Raw genomic sequence first — 15,661 nt, forward strand, 5'->3', positions numbered from 1 at the left:
TCCCCCATTCGGCCAGACCTTTGTTTCCTCGGGAGACTGCCGCCCCCTTCAGGGGCGCGGGGAACTGCGCGACAAGCCCCCACCGACCCGCACAAAAAGAACAAACCAGGGGGTCTGGGGGCGCAGCCCCCAGGTACGGGAATGGGTAGGGGCGGCGGGGGCGAAAACCCTCCCGGCGCTCAGTCGCGAACGTCCCGCCAGGCATCCGGGATGGCGGCAGCCACGTCGTGGGCCCCGGCAGGCGCCCCGTCCGCGGCAAAACGCCCCGCAAGCCCATGGAGATACGCGGCCGCACTCCCCGCATCCAACGCGGACAACCCCGCCGCGAGCAGCGAGCCGGCGAGCCCGGACAGCACGTCCCCACTCCCCGCGGTGGCCAGCCAGGCCGTCCCCGTGGAATTCACCCGCGCAGCCCCACCCCTCGCATCGGCCACCAGCGTCGTCGCCCCCTTGAGCAACACCGTCGCCTCGTACAGCCCCGCCAATTCCCGCACGGAAGCCAGCCGAGCCCCCTCCACGGCCTCCCGCGAAACCCCGAGCAGTGCGGCGGCCTCCCCGGCGTGCGGGGTCATCAACGTGGGCGCACTCCGCGCCCGTACGGCGTCCCGGTCCGCGAGCCGCAACCCGTCCGCGTCCACCAGCACGGGCACCTCCGCCGCGAGCACCTCCGCGACGGCCGACGCGTCGTCCCCGGCCCCGGGCCCCACGACCCACGCCTGGACCCGTCCGGCCCGCGCGGGCCCCTGGCCGGAGACGAGGGTCTCCGGGAAACGCGCGATCACCGCGTCCGCCGCGGGTCCGACGTACCGCACGGCCCCCGCCCCACCCCGCAGCGCTCCGGACACGGCGAGCACCGCCGCACCGGGATAGCGCGCGGACCCGGCGGCGATCCCGACGACACCGCGCCGGTACTTGTCGCTCGCCGCCCCGGGCACCGGCAGCCGAGCCGCGACGTCCGTGTGCTGCAGGGCCTCCAGCTCGGCCTCGGCGGGCAGTTCGAGCCCGATGTCGACGAGGCGTACGGAACCGGCGTACTCGCGTGCCGGATCGATGAGCAGCCCCGGTTTGTGCGTCCCGAAGGTCACGGTGAGGTCGGCGCGCACCGCCGCGCCGAGGACCTCCCCGGTGTCCGCCTCGATGCCGCTCGGCAGATCGACGGCGACCACGGCGGCACGGGAGTCCGCGGCGAGCTCGGCCAGCGGCGCGGCGTCGGGCCTCAGCCCGCCCTTGCCGCCGATCCCGACGATGCCGTCGACGACGAGGTCGGCGCGCCGGATGAGCCGCTCGGCGGCAGCGGGGGCGGCCGAGGTGCCCCCCGCCCGCCGCAGCGCCGCCAGCCCTCCGGCGTGCGTCCGTTCAGGGGCGAGCAGCACCGCGGTGACACCCGCGCCGCGGCGGGCGAGGCGCGCCCCCGCATAGAGGGCGTCGCCCCCGTTGTCGCCGCTGCCGATCAGCAGCACGACCCGGCTGCCGTACACCCGTCCCAGCAACTCCGCGCAGGCCGCGGCCAGTCCCGCGGCCGCGCGCTGCATCAACGCCCCCTCGGGAAGCCGCGCCATCAGCTCCCGCTCGGCGGTTCTTACGGTCTCCACGCTGTACGCAGTACGCATACCGCCGAGTCTCCCGTACCGACGCCCGCCGTGCGCTCAAAGCCCGGGCACGGCGCCGCGGGGCGACCTACCCCTCGGCCACCACCACCGCCGAAGCCACACCCGCGTCATGACTCAGCGACACATGCCACGACTTCACGCCCAGTTCAGCCGCCCGGGCCGCCACCGTGCCCTTCACCCGCAGCCGCGGCTGGCCGCTGTCCTCGACATAGACCTCGGCGTCGGTCCAGTACAGGCCCGCCGGGGCGCCCAGCGCCTTGGCCAGCGCCTCCTTCGCGGCGAAGCGTGCGGCCAGGGACGCGATGCCCCGGCGCTCACCGCTCGGCAGGTACAACTCCTCTTCGATGAAAACCCGGTCGGCCAGTCCGGGCGTACGCTCCAGCGACGCCCGGAACCGGTCGATCTCGGCCACGTCGATACCGACCCCGATGATGCTCATGTCGGGCAGCCTACGGCTGACGCACTGTCCGAACCTGCTGCTAGCCTGCTGCGACCTCAGCAATACGGCCTGTACACGTCAGCGCGCCCTGGAGGGCCGGGAACGCCAGGGGGCGGAGACATGACCAGTGCGACCAGCGGCGAGGCCGGCAGATCCGGCACCTCGCCGGTACCGTCTTTCGACCCGTTCGACACGCTGCCCGAACTCGCTCCGCTACGCACCGCCGCGGCGAACGGCGACTGGGCCGCCACCCGGACGTTCTTCACGGGACTCGACTCCGCAGAGAAGGTCACCTTCGCGGCGGACGTCCTCGGCGACATCGCCGGGGTCGAGACGTATCTGGAACAGGCCGCGGCCGATGCCCCCGCAGATCCGCTGCCGCGCACGCTGCTCGCCGAGCGGTACATCCATCTGGGCTGGGAGACCCGCGGCCGCGCCCCGGCCACGCACGTCTCGCTGGAGCAGTTCGACCGGTTCCACGCTTGGCTGCGAAAGGCCGAGCGGATCCTGATCGAGGTGTGCGCCGAGCAGCCCGAGAACGCCCCCGCCTGGACCGCCCGGCTGCTGACCGCGCGTGGCCTGGGGCTGGGACTGTCCGAGGCCCGCCGCCGCTACGACCGTCTCTCCTCCCACCATCCGCACCACTACGCGGCACAGATGCAGCTGCTGCAGCAGGTGTGTCCGAAGTGGGGCGGCTCCTGGGAGGCGGCGCACGGTCTGGCCCGGGAGTGCACGAGCGCCGCGCCCGACGGCTCGCACGCGGGGGCGCTGGTCGCCCTGGCTCATCTGGAGCACTGGATGGACCTCGACGGCGCCGCGCACAAGGCGTACCTGCGGGACGTGTCGGTCCGCAACGATCTGCGCTCCGCTGCCCGGGTGTCCGTGCTGCACCACGACTACCGGCCGGGCTGGCAATGGATCGACGCGCACAGCGCGTTCGCGATGGCCTTCTCCCTCGGTGGCCACTTCGAGGACGCGGCCCCTCACTTCGCCGCCTTGGGCGACCGGGCCGCCGAGTTCCCGTGGCGCTATCTGAACGATCCGAAGGCCGCCTTCGTCAAGTACCGCACATCCGCGCTGGCGACGCTCTGAGGGGGACCGATCCATGACCACCGACCTGCACGGCTCGGGCCTCGACGCCCTCTCCGACCTGGTCTCCCACACCACCACCCAGGGCATTCCCACTCTCTACGCACCCGGCGCGGGCGAGGTCACCGCCGGGCTGCTCTTCCGCGTGGGCCGTGCCGACGAAACCCTACCCACGGCCGGGATCACGCATCTCGTCGAGCACCTCGCGCTGCACCGCCTGGGCCTGTCCGACCTGCACTACAACGGCACCACGTCGATGACGTACACCCACTTCCAGGTCACGGGCGACGAGGACGAGGTGGTCGAGTACCTCAACAGCGTCTGCGCAGCGCTGCGCGACCTGCCGCTGGACCGGCTGGAGACCGAGAAGGAGATCCTGCGGACCGAGGCCGCGGGCCGGGGCGGCGGGCCCGACTCCCAGTTGCCGCTGTGGCGTTACGGCGCCCAGGGCTACGGTCTGACCAGCTGCAACGAGCTCGGCACCCGGACCCTCACCGCCGACCAGGTCCGGCAGTGGGCCGAGGCCCGGTTCACCCGCGACAACGCGGTGCTGTGGATCACCAGCGACCACGTGCCGGACGGCCTGGACCTGACCCTGCCCGCCGGGACCCGCATCTCCGCGCCCGCCCCGACCAGCGCGCTACCGGTCACGCCCGCCTACATCCGGGGCGACGACGGCCGCGTCGTGTTCAACGCGGTCGTACGCCGCTCCACCGCCGCGGCGGTCTTCGCCGACGTCCTCGGCCGTGCCCTCTACCGGGACCTGCGCCAGGAGGGCGGCTACTCGTACTCGGCGGAGGCCGACTACTCCCCGCGCGACGCCGACTTCGCCACCCTCACCGGGTACGCCGACGCGCTGCCGCAGAAGCAGGACGCGGTCGTCGGCGGCTTCGTCGACACGCTCGCCCGGCTGCGGGCGGGCAGGATCGAACAGGCCGAACTGGACTCGGCGCGCGCCAAGGCGCTGAAGGCGTACAACACTCCGGACCTCTCCGCCGCCCTGCTGCCGTCGTTCGCGCTCAGCCTGCTCCTCGGCCATCGCCTCCTCACCCCCGAGCAGGGCCGGGCAGAGCTGCACGCGGTGACCGTCGCCGATCTGCGCGAGGTCGCCCGGGAGGCGTGGGCCGACGGGCTGCTCCAGGTGCCGGGCCGGGACGCCGACTGGGCGGGCTTCACCCCGGCGCCGCAGTACTCCGAGGCCGCTCTGACCGGCACCCGGCACCAGTCCCTGGGGGACGAGCGAGTCACCTTGTCGATCGGCACCGAAGGCGTCAGCCTGCTGACCCCGGGAGGCCCGGTCAGCGTGCGGTACGACGCCTGCGCGGCGATGACCGCCCGCCCCGACGGGGCCCGCTCCCTCACCGGCAACGACGGCTTCTCCGTGACCATCGAGCCGACGCTGTTCCGGGGCGTCACACCGGAGCGGATCGCGGCCGTAGACGCGGCGGTTTCGGCCGCTGTGGTGGTGCGGATGCCGGCGCGGGACCCAGAGCGGATCCCGCAGCCGCCGGAGTCGGAGCCGGAGCCGGAGCGCGCCAGGCAGCGGCGAGGCCAGGGTGGGACGGCGGGGCGGGGCTGGACGGCCGCGCTCTGGTTCTTCGGTGTGCTCGCGATCGCCTGGGCCATGCTCGGCACGGCCGTCACCGTGGACGAGACCGGCTCCGCGCACACGGACGGCGCGCGCATCTTCCTCTTCTGGTTCCTGGAACTGCCGCTGCTGTGGCAAATACGGGCCATGCGCCAACGGCGGGCCCGGGCCCGCGCGGACTGCTGACCCTGCGGCGCGCCACTCCCCCGTTGGGGCAACGCCCGGTACGCGGTCAAGCGGCAGCGAGCTCGCACCACACGTATTTGCCCCGGTTGCCGAACCTGGACAGCGGCTGCCACCCCCACAGGTCCGAGCACGCCCGGACCAGCGCCAGCCCCCGACCTTCCTCGGCCTCACTGAGCTGCTCCAGCTTCCCCGGTGGTCCGGGCGGCTCGGGGTCGGCGTCCCACGCGCCGATCCGCAGGACACCGGCCGACCAGCGGACGCGGAGCGCCGCGGGCCCTTTCGTATGGCGTACGGCATTGGAGACCAACTCCGTCGCGAGAAGTTCGGCGGTGTCGGCCAGGCGGATCAGTCCGTGCACGGTGAGGATCAGACGAAGGGTGCGGCGGCTCACGGTGACGGCGCGCGGGTCGTTCGGGATGTACAGCCAGTACTCCCACGGTTCGGTTTCGGGCATGCGTCAACTCCGGTTCGATGGTGGGGGTTTCGGAGAACTGCGCCTGGCGCGGGGGTGGCATTGCCGCAGCCGTCGTGGCAGGACGGGGCGGTGCGCTTCCGGGGTCCCGGCAATCCGCAGCGTGTGCGTCGCGTCACCGACGGTAGGTCTAATCATTCATACCTTGCAAGGGAATCGCGTAATCTGCCCCCGAACGAGTCGCGCCCATAGGCGCGTTGGACCACCGAGGAGCAGTACATGGCGCTGAGGCGCGAACCAACGGCACGTCAAACGCGCCTGGGGGTCGAACTGCGCAGGCTCCGCGACGCAGCAGGCCTCGCCGCCCGCGAGGCAGCAGCGCTGCTCGGAGTGAGCCCTGTCCAGATCAGCCACATCGAGTCCGCCCTCGCGGGTGTGAGCGAGGCGCGACTGCGCCGCCTCGCCTCCCACTACTCGTGCACGGACGGCGAGTTCATCGACGCCCTGGTAGCGCTGGCCACCGATCGGACACGCGGTTGGTGGGAGGAGTACCGCGGCTTGCTACCGACTCCGTTTCTCGACCTCGCCGAGTTGGAGCACCATGCCGCATTCCTGCGTGAGGTTCAGTTCCTGTTCATCCCCGGCCCGCTCCAGACGGAGGACTACGCCCGCGCCGTCTACTCCTACCGGGTTCCTGAACTCCCGCACGAGGACGTCGAGTTGCGCGTTCTGCACCGGATGCGACGCAAGGTGATCCTGGAAGGCCCCACCCCCACGCCGTATGAGGCGGTCATCCACGAGGCGGCGCTGCGCATCACGGTCACCGACCGAGCCGCCTCACGAACCCAACTCGCCCGGCTCCTCGAACTCTCCGAGGCGGGCCACATCACCGTGCGCGTCATCCCCTTCGATCTGGAGGGATTCGCCGGTGCCGCAAGCGCCATGACGCACACAGGCGGTCGCGTACCCAGGCTGGACACCGTCGTACGCGATGCACCCCATGGCGCGGCTTTCATCGACTCCGAAGCCCAGCTCGGCGCCTTTCGAACACTCTTCCGTAAAGTGGAGGCGGTCTCGCTCGACCCGGAACGGTCGCGCGACTTCATCCACAGGCTGACGAAAGAGCTGTGAGGCATTCGATGGACACCCCCAACACCTGGCGGAAGTCGTCCTACTCAGGCCCTGGGGACGGCGACTCCTGCGTCGAAATCGCGACCACCCCCACCCACATATCCATCCGCGACTCCAAGACCCCGGCCAGGACCCCCCTCACCTTCCCGGCCGGAGCCTTCACCACCTTCATCGACGCCCTGAAGGCGACTCACTCCACCGTGACCGACTTCGCCAGGTTCCGAGGCTGATCCACCTCGTTCCCCCGAGCCGTCGCCAGCTCGCAGGCGAACACCTGCAGGGGGACCGTCGACACCAGCGGCTGGAGGAGGGTGGGCGTCGCGGGGATGCGGATCAGGTGGTCGGCGTAGGGCACGACCGCCTCGTCGCCCTCCTCCGCGATGACGATCGTGCGCGCGCCCCGCGCCCGGATCTCCTGGATGTTGGACACGATCTTGTCGTGCAGGACCGAGCGGCCGCGCGGGGACGGCACCACGACCACCACCGGCAGGTCCTCCTCGATCAGCGCGATCGGGCCGTGCTTCAGCTCGCCCGCCGCGAAGCCCTCGGCGTGCATGTACGCCAGTTCCTTCAGCTTGAGGGCGCCTTCGAGCGCGACCGGGTACCCCACGTGCCGCCCCAGGAACAGCACGGTGTTCTTGTCGGCCAGGGAGCGCGCCAGCTCCCGTACCGGTTCCATGGTTTCCAGGACCCGCTCGACCTCGCGGGAGATCCGGGAGAGCTCGCGGACGAGGGCCTGGATCTCGTCGCCCCACTTGGTGCCGCGGACCTGGCCCAGATACAGGGCGACCAGGTAGCAGGCGACCAGCTGCGTCAGGAACGCCTTCGTGGACGCGACCGCGACCTCCGGGCCCGCATGCGTGTACAGGACGGCGTCCGACTCGCGCGGGATCGTCGAGCCGTTCGTGTTGCAGATCGCCAGCACCTTGGAGCCCTGCTCGCGGGCGTGCCGCAGCGCCATCAGCGTGTCCATGGTCTCGCCGGACTGCGAGATGGCGATGACGAGGGTGCGCGGGTCGAGGATCGGGTCGCGATAGCGGAACTCGCTCGCCAGCTCCACCTCGCACGGAATCCGCGTCCAGTGCTCGATGGCGTACTTGGCGATCAGCCCGGCGTGGAAAGCCGTACCGCACGCCACGATGACGACCTTGTCGATCTCGCGCAGCACCGACGCCGGGATGCGCACCTCGTCCAGCGTCAGCGAGCCGGCCGCGTCGATACGGCCGAGGAGCGTATCGGCCACGGCCTTGGGCTGCTCGGCGATCTCCTTGAGCATGAAGTAGTCATAACCCCCCTTCTCGGCCGCCGAGGCGTCCCAGTCGACGTGGTACGAGCGCACGTCGGCGGGGCGGCCGTCGAAGCCGGTGACCGTCACGCCGTCCCGGCGCAGTTCCACCACCTGGTCCTGCCCCAGCTCGATCGCCGACCGCGTATGGGCGATGAACGCGGCGACGTCCGAGGCGAGAAAGGCCTCGCCCTCCCCGACGCCCACCACGAGCGGTGAGTTGCGGCGCGCTCCGACCACCACGTCCGGCTCGTCGGCGTGCACCGCGACCAGCGTGAACGCGCCCTCCAGCCGACGGCACACCAGCCGCATCGCCTCCGCCAGATCGGCGCAGGACGAGAACTCCTCGGCGAGCAGATGCGCGACCACCTCGGTGTCCGTCTCGGAGACCAGGTCGTGTCCCCGCTCGGCCAACTCGGCGCGCAGCAGGGCGAAGTTCTCGATGATTCCGTTGTGGACGACGGCGACCCGGCCCGCGTTGTCCAGATGCGGATGCGCGTTGGCGTCCGTGGGGCCGCCGTGGGTGGCCCAGCGGGTGTGCCCGATGGCCGTCGTTCCCGTCGGCAGCGGCCGTTCGACCAGCTCCTTCTCCAGGTTGACGAGCTTGCCGGCCTTCTTCGCGGCGGCGAGCCCGCCGTCCGCCGGCACGGCGACGCCCGCCGAGTCGTATCCCCGGTATTCCAGCCGCTTCAGTCCGGCCATCACCACGTCAAGCGCCGGCTGCGACCCCACGTATCCCACGATTCCGCACATGGCCGCAGCCTAAGGGCCCACACCCGCCCGATCCCGGCACTGCGTGCCCGATATCGGAAATTCCAGCCGCCCTCGGCGCCGGCCCAGGGCCCCGACGCCACCCTGTGTAACCCGGCGTGACGGACCCCACCCCCCATCCCGTCCATACTCCCGTAACAATGGACTGTGATCTCTCCGGTCTCCTCGATATCCCGGAGCGCCCACCGGTCCAGGCCGGAGGCGACTCCCTACGTCGACCTCACCCGTGCCGAGTGGAGCGCGCTGCGCGAAAAGACGCCGCTCCCGCTGAACGCCGAGGAGGTCGAGAAGCTGCGCGGTCTGGGCGACGTCATCGACCTCGACGAGGTCCGCGACATCTATCTGCCGCTGTCCAGACTGCTCAATCTGTACATCGGCAACACGGACGGACTCAGAGGCGCCCTGAACACCTTCCTCGGCGAGAAGGGCTCCCAGTCGGGCACCCCGTTCGTCATTGGGGTCGCCGGTTCGGTGGCCGTCGGCAAGTCCACCGTCGCCCGGCTCCTGCAGGCCCTGCTCTCCCGCTGGCCCGAGCACCCGCGCGTCGAGCTGGTCACCACGGACGGCTTCCTGCTGCCCACCAAGGAGCTGGAAGCCCGTGGCCTGATGTCACGGAAAGGCTTCCCCGAGTCGTACGACCGCCGCGCTCTGACCCGGTTCGTCGCCGACATCAAAGCGGGCAAGGACGAGGTCACCGCCCCCGTCTACTCGCACCTCATCTACGACATCGTGCCCGGCCAGAAGCTCACGGTCCGTCGCCCCGACATCCTCATCGTCGAAGGCCTGAACGTGCTGCAGCCGGCCCTGCCCGGCAAGGACGGCCGCACCCGCGTCGGCCTCGCGGACTACTTCGACTTCAGCGTGTACGTGGACGCCCGGCCCGAGGACATCGAGGCCTGGTACCTCAACCGCTTCCGCAAGCTGCGCGCGACCGCCTTCCAGAACCCCCACTCGTACTTCCGCAAGTACACCCAGGTCTCCGAGGAGGAGGCGCTCGACTACGCCCGCACGACCTGGCGGACCATCAACAAGCCCAACCTGCTGGAGAATGTGGCCCCGACGCGCGGCCGGGCGACCCTCGTCGTGCGCAAGGGCCCCGACCACAAGGTGCAGCGCCTGAGCCTGCGCAAACTCTGACCATGACATGGACGCGGTCGGCCTGTTCAGTGCCGAGCAGCCGGCCGCCGCGAACGCCGCCGTCGCCTTCAGCTACGCCGAGTACCACCAGGCGTGGGGCTCCACCGAGCAGCTGCTGCTGAACCTGCTGGGCATCGTGCCGGCCTGCACGCTCACGCTGCCGGCCCAGAAGTGGCTCTGGGCCCGGCAGCGCGAACGCACGGCGGAACTGAGCCGGTTCTAGCCGAGCGCCGACTTCACCGCGTCGGCGAGCCGCTCGGCCACCGACCGCGCATGGTCGATGTCGGCGGCCTCGACCATCACCCGTACGAGTGGCTCGGTGCCCGACGGACGGAGCAACACCCGGCCGGTGGTTCCGAGTTCGCGCTCGGCGTCGGCCACCGCGGCGGCCAGCTCGGCCGAGGTCTTCACCCGCGACTTGTCCACGTCGGGCACATTGATCAGCACCTGCGGCAGCCGCTCCATGACCGAGGCGAGGTCCCGGAGCGTACGGCCCGTCTGTGCGACCCGGGCCGCCAGCAGCAGACCGGTCAGCGTGCCGTCGCCGGTGGTGGCGTGGTCGAGGATGATGACGTGCCCGGACTGCTCGCCGCCGAGCGCGTAGCCGTGCTCCTTCATCTCCTCCAGGACATAGCGGTCACCGACCGCCGTCTGGACGAGCGAGAGACCCTCGCGCTCCATGGCGAGCTTGAAGCCCAGGTTGGACATGACGGTCGCGACGACGGTGTCGGAGCGCAGTGCGGAACGCTCCCGCATCGCCAGCGCGAGTACGGCCAGGATCTGGTCGCCGTCCACCTCGGCGCCCGTGTGGTCCACGGCGAGGCAGCGGTCGGCGTCGCCGTCGTGCGCGATGCCGAGGTCGGCGCCGTGTTCGAGGACGGCGGCCTGGAGTTTGGCCAGGTGGGTGGAGCCGCAGCCGTCGTTGATGTTGAGCCCGTCCGGCTCGGCGCCGATCGTGATGATCTCGGCGCCGGCCCGTGTGAAGGCCTCCGGCGACACCCGGGCGGCGGCACCGTGCGCCTCGTCGAGGACGACCTTCACTCCGTCGAGGCGGTTCGGCAGTACGCCGACGAGGTGGGCGACGTACTGGTCGAACCCTTCCTCGTACGCGCGCACGCGCCCGACCCCGGCTCCGGTGGGCCGGTCCCAGGGAGCGCCGGTGCGGTGCTCCTCGTAGACGCCCTCGATCCGGTCCTCCAGCTCGTCGGCGAGCTTGTGGCCGCCGCGGGCGAAGAACTTGATCCCGTTGTCGGGCATGGCGTTGTGGCTGGCGGAGAGCATCACGCCGAGGTCGGCGCCCAGCGCACCGGTGAGGTACGCCACCGCGGGGGTGGGCAGCACACCGACGAGCAGGACGTCCACGCCGGCGCTGGCCAGGCCCGCGACCACGGCGGCCTCCAGGAACTCCCCGGACGCGCGCGGGTCCCGCCCGACCACCGCGACCGGCCGGTGGCCCTCGAACGTGCCCGCCTCGGCCAGTACGTGCGCCGCTGCCACGGAGAGCCCGAGCGCGAGCTCGGCCGTCAGATCCGCGTTGGCGACACCGCGCACGCCGTCCGTGCCGAAGAGTCGTCCCACTTGTCCTCCTGAGGAAGCTTCAGAGTTCGGAAGTCATCCGATCACACGAGCCTTTGAGCGCCTTGTGCCGTTATACGCCCAAGGCCAGTGATAAACGAACGCCCCGACGGCACTGTGGCGTGCCGCCGGGGCGTTCGGACGTACTACGCGTACTACGCGTACGAGCAGGCAGCGAAGATTAACGCTTGCTGTACTGCGGAGCCTTGCGGGCCTTCTTGAGACCGGCCTTCTTGCGCTCGACCGCACGGTCGTCGCGCTTGAGGAAGCCGGCCTTCTTGAGGGCGCCGCGGTTGTTGTCCACGTCGGCCTCGTTCAGGGCGCGGGCCACGCCGAGGCGCAGGGCACCGGCCTGACCGGAGACGCCGCCACCCGAGATGCGGGCGATGACGTCGTAGCGGCCGTCGAGCTCGAGCACCTTGAAGGGCTCGTTGACTTCCTGCTGGTGCACCTTGTTGGGGAAGTAGTCCTCAAGGGTGCGACCGTTGATCTTCCACTTGCCGGAGCCCGGGACGATCCGGACGCGGGCAATGGCGTTCTTACGACGGCCCAGGCCGGCGGCCGGCTGCGGCTCGCCGAAGCGGCCGGCGAGGGACTCCGAGGTGTACTCGCCCTCGACGGGGACCTCGGACTCGGTGGTGTACTGGTCGATGTCGACGAGCTCAGTCTCTTCGACCGGCTGCTCAACGGTGGTCTCGGCCACGATTCTCCTCAGATTTCTTTTCGTCTTAGGGGGTGGCCGGAACTACTGCGCGACCTGGGTGATCTCGAACGGCACCGGCTGCTGGGCAGCGTGCGGGTGCTGGTCGCCCGAGTAGACCTTCAGCTTCGAGAGCACCTGACGGCCCAGAGAGTTCTTGGGGATCATGCCCTTGATGGCCTTCTCGACGGCCTTCTCGGGGTTCTTGGCCAGCAGCTCGTCGTAACGGACGGAGCGCAGACCACCCGGGTAGCCGGAGTGGCGGTAAGCCATCTTCTGGGTCTTCTTGTTGCCGGACAGGTGCACCTTGTCCGCGTTGATGATGATGACGAAGTCACCAGCGTCGACGTGGGGGGCAAAGATCGGCTTGTGCTTGCCCCGCAGGATGTTCGCGGCAGTGGTCGCCAGACGGCCCAGGACGACATCCTGGGCGTCGATGACGTACCACTGGCGAGTGATGTCGCCGGGCTTGGGGCTGTACGTACGCACGGTCGTAGCCTTCGCTTCTTCAGTGAGTGGGTCCTGACATGGCCACCACGGACGATCACGACAGCCCTGACCGCATGGCGGTGACGCATACCGCACGCTGGTCGCTGGTCATCGGCCCCGGTGGACCGGTGTAAGGGCCCCTCACGTGAGAATGAGCAAGCCAATACACATAACGAACTGCAAGCCTACCTGCGCTGCCCCGCAAGGGTCAAAACGCGGGTCGAGCGCGTACGGCTGCCGCTACCGACGCCGCTATCGCTGCGAGCAGTCGTCCCGCAGGGCGACGGGCGTCCCCCCTGCCCGAGCGGAGTCGAGAGCTTGGGAGCGCGGAGGCACAGCCTGCGGCGACCGGCGCATCGGTGCCCGCGCCGAGGACCGCTTCGGCCGCACGGCCACCGCGGCGAACAGCACACACAAGGTAAGGCAGTCCCGGAACGCCCGTCGGGTCACCGGCTCCAGCCAGGGCCAGGTGAACCCCGGCACCTGCGGCACCAGCGCGAGCCAGAACCACGGGCCGCGGGCCACCGAGCCCGGAAACGGCACCCCCGCGAGCAGCAGCGGCACCACCACCAGCAGATAGTGGTCGTACGACGGCCGGGACACCAAGAACGCCGAGAGCATCAGCAGCACGGCGGTCTCGACCAGCCGCAGCGCCCCGGCCTCCGCACGACACCAGCGCCGGTACGCGCACCACACCCCGCACCCCGCGGCGGCCACGGCGAACAGACTCGCCACCGATGGCGGCACCCCGAGCCGCGCCAGCACCGCCCCCGGCGACGCCTCGTACAGTCGCACGAATCTGTCGTGCCCCCGCAGCAGGAACGGCAGCGTCCGTGTGACAAACCCCGCAGGATCGGGCATCAGCAGCGCCGCCCCACCGGAGACCACCGCGGGCACCAGCGCGAGGGCGCCGAGCCCCCGCCACTCCCGGGCGAAGACGAAGAGCAGCGCCACCGGCGCGAGCAGCGGCTTCAGGACGATCGCGGCGCCGATCACCACCCCCGCCGCGACCCACCGCCCCCGCACCGCGCACAGCAACCCCAGCGGCAGCGCGACCGCCGCCGTCACGGTCCAGTTGCCGAGCGTCACCAGATGACCGAAGGGCGCGAAGCCCAGCGCGAGCCCGGTGAGCCCGAGCACGGCGAAGCGGCTGCGCCACGCGATCCCGTGGATGCGCAGCGCGCAGCCCCAGCCCGCCGCCAGCAGCCCGGTCACCCCCAGCGGCACGAGCACCCGCAGAGCGGCGAGCGGTAGCAGCGCCTGCGGCACCGCCGCGAGCACCGCGCCGGGCAGATAGAGGAAGTGCGGGTCGGCGTACGGCGAGCCGCCGTCCAGCCAGGTCCTGGCCGCCCGGACGACGATCGCGTTGTCCATCCCGCCGTCCGAGCTCCTCCGGGCGACGTTGACGACCGGGACGCACAGCACCACGGCCAGCACCGCCCACGCATGCCAGGACGCCCGCCGCACCAACCACCCGGAGATGTCACTTTTGCCCTCGTTCATGCAGGTCACGCTAGGGGCTCAAGTGCGCTCTGATGCGGAACGGCACCCCCCAACGCCCGTCTAAGATGCGGCGCATGAGTTATGGGCAGGGTGGGCAGGGGCAGCCCCCGTGGGATCCCTGGAAGCCGGGTTCTCAGCAGTCTCAATGGGGCAACCAGACCGTCGATCGGACGCCTGACTGGGCGGCACTCGCCGAGGCGTCCGAGTCGCGCAACAAACGCCGCAGGCTGCTGTTCATCGGCGGCGGAGCGCTCGCCACGGTCGCGGTCGGCGCGGCCGTCGCCGTGGCCGTGGTGTCCGCGAACGGGGACAACCAGGCCTCGAACGAGCCCTCCAATCTGCCCGCCACCGCGACCATCCCGAGCGACACCACCGCGCCGGCGCCGTCGTTCGCGCCGACCTCGGCCCCTCCCCCGCTGGACCCCAGGGACTTCATATCCAGCGCGAAGAAGGACACGGCACCGCTCAGCCCGGACATCCTCTTCCCGGGTACGCAGCTGACGATGGGCGACCGCGTCTACCGCAAGGGTCCGACGGCCGACACGAAGAACTGCGCCTCGGCCGCGAAGAACACCCTCCTTGCGGTCCTCAGAAAGAACGACTGCACGCGCTTCCTGCGCGTCACCTACACCAAGGACGGTGTCGCGGTGACGGTCGGCGTGGCCGTCTTCGACACCGAGGCGCAGGCGACCAAGGCCAAGGGCCAGGCGGACAAGAAGAGCATCGTCGCCTCCCTGTCCGGCAACGGCGTCAAGCCCTTCTGCGACTCCGCAGTCTGCCGCTCGACCACCAACTCCTACGGCCGCTACGCCTACTTCACGCTCGCCGGGTTCACCAACGGCAAGGACGTGACGCCGAAGGACACCAAGGTCTTCACGAACGGCGACGACATCGCCGAGTTCACCTTCCGGCAGATCCACAGGCGCGGCGAGGCCCAGGCGTCGGCGGCGGCAAACGAGTAACCAGGCCGCCGCCGCCCGAGGGACTGCGCCACTACTTGTGCTTCAACCGCAGCCGGATCGGCACCACCGCCGACTCCAGCTGCGTACGCAGCGTCATCTTGGAGACCCCCTCGGTCCGCTCCTCGAAGCGGATCGGGATCTCCACGGCGCTGTGTCCGGCGCGTACGGCCTTGTACTTGAGCTCGACCTGGAAGCTGTAGCCGGCGCTGTCCAGCGTGGCCAGGTCGACATCGCGCAGGGTCGTGGCCGACCAGAGGTTGAACCCGGCCGTGATGTCCCGGATCTTGGTGCCGAGCACGGCTCGGGCGTAGCCGTTCGCGAAGCGCGAGAGCAGCACCCGGTGCACGCCCCAGTCCTCGTCGAGCGAGCCGCCCTCGACGTACCGGCTGCCGATGACGAGCCCCACGCCGGTGGCCACGGCCGTGCCGAGCATCCGGGGCACCGCGTCCACGGGGTGGCTGCCGTCCGCGTCCATCTGCACGACGTACGCGGCTCCCTCGTCGAGCGCGGCGCTCATCCCGGCCGTGTACGCCCGCCCCAGACCGTCCTTCTCGGTCCGGTGCAGCACGCTCATCCGGCGCTGCCCGTCGGCGTTGTACTTCTCGGCGAGCTCCTCGGCGATCCGCCCGGTGCCGTCCGGGCTGGAGTCGTCCACGATCTTCAAGTGCAGTCCGGTGAGCGGCAGTTGAAGGACCGCCTCGGCCATCCGGGGCAGATTCGCCGCCTCGTTGTACGTGGGCATCACCACGGTGACCGCGGTGTCGGCCCCCACGTCGTACGTCAT

15 protein-coding genes and 1 pseudogene are annotated in these 15,661 nt (G+C 70.7%); 7 read left to right on the forward strand and 9 right to left on the reverse strand.

The window, feature by feature from the left end:
* Window positions 1-179: 179 nt before the first annotated feature.
* Both IEY95_RS35460 and IEY95_RS35465 read right to left on the reverse strand, forming a co-directional pair.
* Window positions 180-1,610 carry an NAD(P)H-hydrate dehydratase gene (locus tag IEY95_RS35460; RefSeq protein WP_189190302.1) on the reverse strand — a complete coding sequence of 477 codons (1,431 nt, stop codon included), beginning with the start codon at window positions 1,608-1,610 and terminating at the stop codon, window positions 180-182.
* 67 nt (window positions 1,611-1,677) lie between these two features.
* Window positions 1,678-2,049 (reverse strand): holo-ACP synthase, encoded by a 372-nt coding sequence (locus IEY95_RS35465; protein ID WP_189190303.1) that lies wholly within the window; start codon window positions 2,047-2,049, stop codon window positions 1,678-1,680.
* A 120-nt stretch (window positions 2,050-2,169) separates the two neighbouring features.
* Here IEY95_RS35465 and IEY95_RS35470 point away from each other — a divergent pair, with 120 nt between their 5' ends.
* Window positions 2,170-3,141 carry a hypothetical protein gene (locus tag IEY95_RS35470; RefSeq protein WP_189190304.1) on the forward strand — a complete coding sequence of 324 codons (972 nt, stop codon included), beginning with the start codon at window positions 2,170-2,172 and terminating at the stop codon, window positions 3,139-3,141.
* A 13-nt stretch (window positions 3,142-3,154) separates the two neighbouring features.
* Complete coding sequence (locus IEY95_RS35475) at window positions 3,155-4,912, forward strand: M16 family metallopeptidase (RefSeq protein ID WP_189190305.1); 1,758 nt, start codon at window positions 3,155-3,157, stop codon at window positions 4,910-4,912.
* A gap of 46 nt (window positions 4,913-4,958) precedes the next feature.
* On the opposite strand, the gene IEY95_RS35480 is transcribed toward IEY95_RS35475, so the two are convergent.
* Entirely contained in the window at window positions 4,959-5,366 is a 408-nt protein-coding gene (locus IEY95_RS35480; RefSeq protein ID WP_189190306.1) for an ATP-binding protein, read from the reverse strand.
* Between the two features lie 237 nt (window positions 5,367-5,603).
* Here IEY95_RS35480 and IEY95_RS35485 point away from each other — a divergent pair, with 237 nt between their 5' ends.
* Window positions 5,604-6,455, forward strand: a complete 852-nt coding sequence (locus IEY95_RS35485) for a DUF5753 domain-containing protein (protein ID WP_189190307.1) — start codon at window positions 5,604-5,606, stop codon at window positions 6,453-6,455.
* An 8-nt stretch (window positions 6,456-6,463) separates the two neighbouring features.
* Window positions 6,464-6,685: a DUF397 domain-containing protein gene (locus tag IEY95_RS35490; protein ID WP_189190308.1), complete on the forward strand. Its 222-nt coding sequence runs from the start codon at window positions 6,464-6,466 to the stop codon at window positions 6,683-6,685.
* Here the strand turns inward: IEY95_RS35490 and glmS are convergent.
* Window positions 6,646-8,493 (reverse strand): glutamine--fructose-6-phosphate transaminase (isomerizing), encoded by a 1,848-nt coding sequence (gene glmS / locus IEY95_RS35495; protein WP_189190309.1) that lies wholly within the window; start codon window positions 8,491-8,493, stop codon window positions 6,646-6,648. The two genes, IEY95_RS35490 and glmS, sit on opposite strands and share 40 nt — an antisense overlap.
* A gap of 165 nt (window positions 8,494-8,658) precedes the next feature.
* Between glmS and coaA the strand changes: the two genes are divergently transcribed.
* Window positions 8,659-9,648 carry a type I pantothenate kinase gene (coaA, locus tag IEY95_RS35500; protein WP_189190310.1) on the forward strand — a complete coding sequence of 330 codons (990 nt, stop codon included), beginning with the start codon at window positions 8,659-8,661 and terminating at the stop codon, window positions 9,646-9,648.
* Between the two features lie 40 nt (window positions 9,649-9,688).
* Window positions 9,689-9,871 (forward strand): annotated as a pseudogene (locus IEY95_RS35505) (DUF389 domain-containing protein); the annotation flags it as partial.
* Here IEY95_RS35505 and glmM read toward each other — a convergent pair.
* The 4 genes from glmM to IEY95_RS35525 all read right to left on the reverse strand — a co-directional run bounded on the left by glmM (window position 9,868) and on the right by IEY95_RS35525 (window position 13,915).
* Window positions 9,868-11,226 carry a phosphoglucosamine mutase gene (glmM, locus tag IEY95_RS35510; protein WP_189190311.1) on the reverse strand — a complete coding sequence of 453 codons (1,359 nt, stop codon included), beginning with the start codon at window positions 11,224-11,226 and terminating at the stop codon, window positions 9,868-9,870. The pseudogene IEY95_RS35505 and the gene glmM overlap by 4 nt on opposite strands.
* Window positions 11,227-11,404: 178 nt before the next feature.
* Window positions 11,405-11,926 carry a 30S ribosomal protein S9 gene (gene rpsI, locus IEY95_RS35515; RefSeq protein ID WP_189190312.1) on the reverse strand — a complete coding sequence of 174 codons (522 nt, stop codon included), beginning with the start codon at window positions 11,924-11,926 and terminating at the stop codon, window positions 11,405-11,407.
* A 42-nt stretch (window positions 11,927-11,968) separates the two neighbouring features.
* A complete protein-coding gene (gene rplM, locus IEY95_RS35520; protein ID WP_189190313.1) occupies window positions 11,969-12,412 on the reverse strand; it encodes a 50S ribosomal protein L13 in 444 nt (147 codons plus the stop codon).
* A gap of 252 nt (window positions 12,413-12,664) precedes the next feature.
* A complete protein-coding gene (locus tag IEY95_RS35525; RefSeq protein ID WP_189190314.1) occupies window positions 12,665-13,915 on the reverse strand; it encodes a glycosyltransferase family 87 protein in 1,251 nt (416 codons plus the stop codon).
* A 74-nt stretch (window positions 13,916-13,989) separates the two neighbouring features.
* Between IEY95_RS35525 and IEY95_RS35530 the strand changes: the two genes are divergently transcribed.
* Window positions 13,990-14,877, forward strand: a complete 888-nt coding sequence (locus IEY95_RS35530) for a hypothetical protein (RefSeq protein WP_189190315.1) — start codon at window positions 13,990-13,992, stop codon at window positions 14,875-14,877.
* Window positions 14,878-14,908: 31 nt separating this feature from the next.
* Here IEY95_RS35530 and IEY95_RS35535 read toward each other — a convergent pair whose 3' ends face one another.
* Window positions 14,909-15,661, reverse strand: coding sequence for a polyprenol monophosphomannose synthase (locus tag IEY95_RS35535; protein WP_189190316.1), 753 nt, complete (start codon window positions 15,659-15,661; stop codon window positions 14,909-14,911).

Origin of the sequence: Streptomyces albiflavescens (assembly GCF_014645835.1) — a bacterium.
GTDB lineage: Bacteria > Actinomycetota > Actinomycetes > Streptomycetales > Streptomycetaceae > Streptomyces > Streptomyces albiflavescens.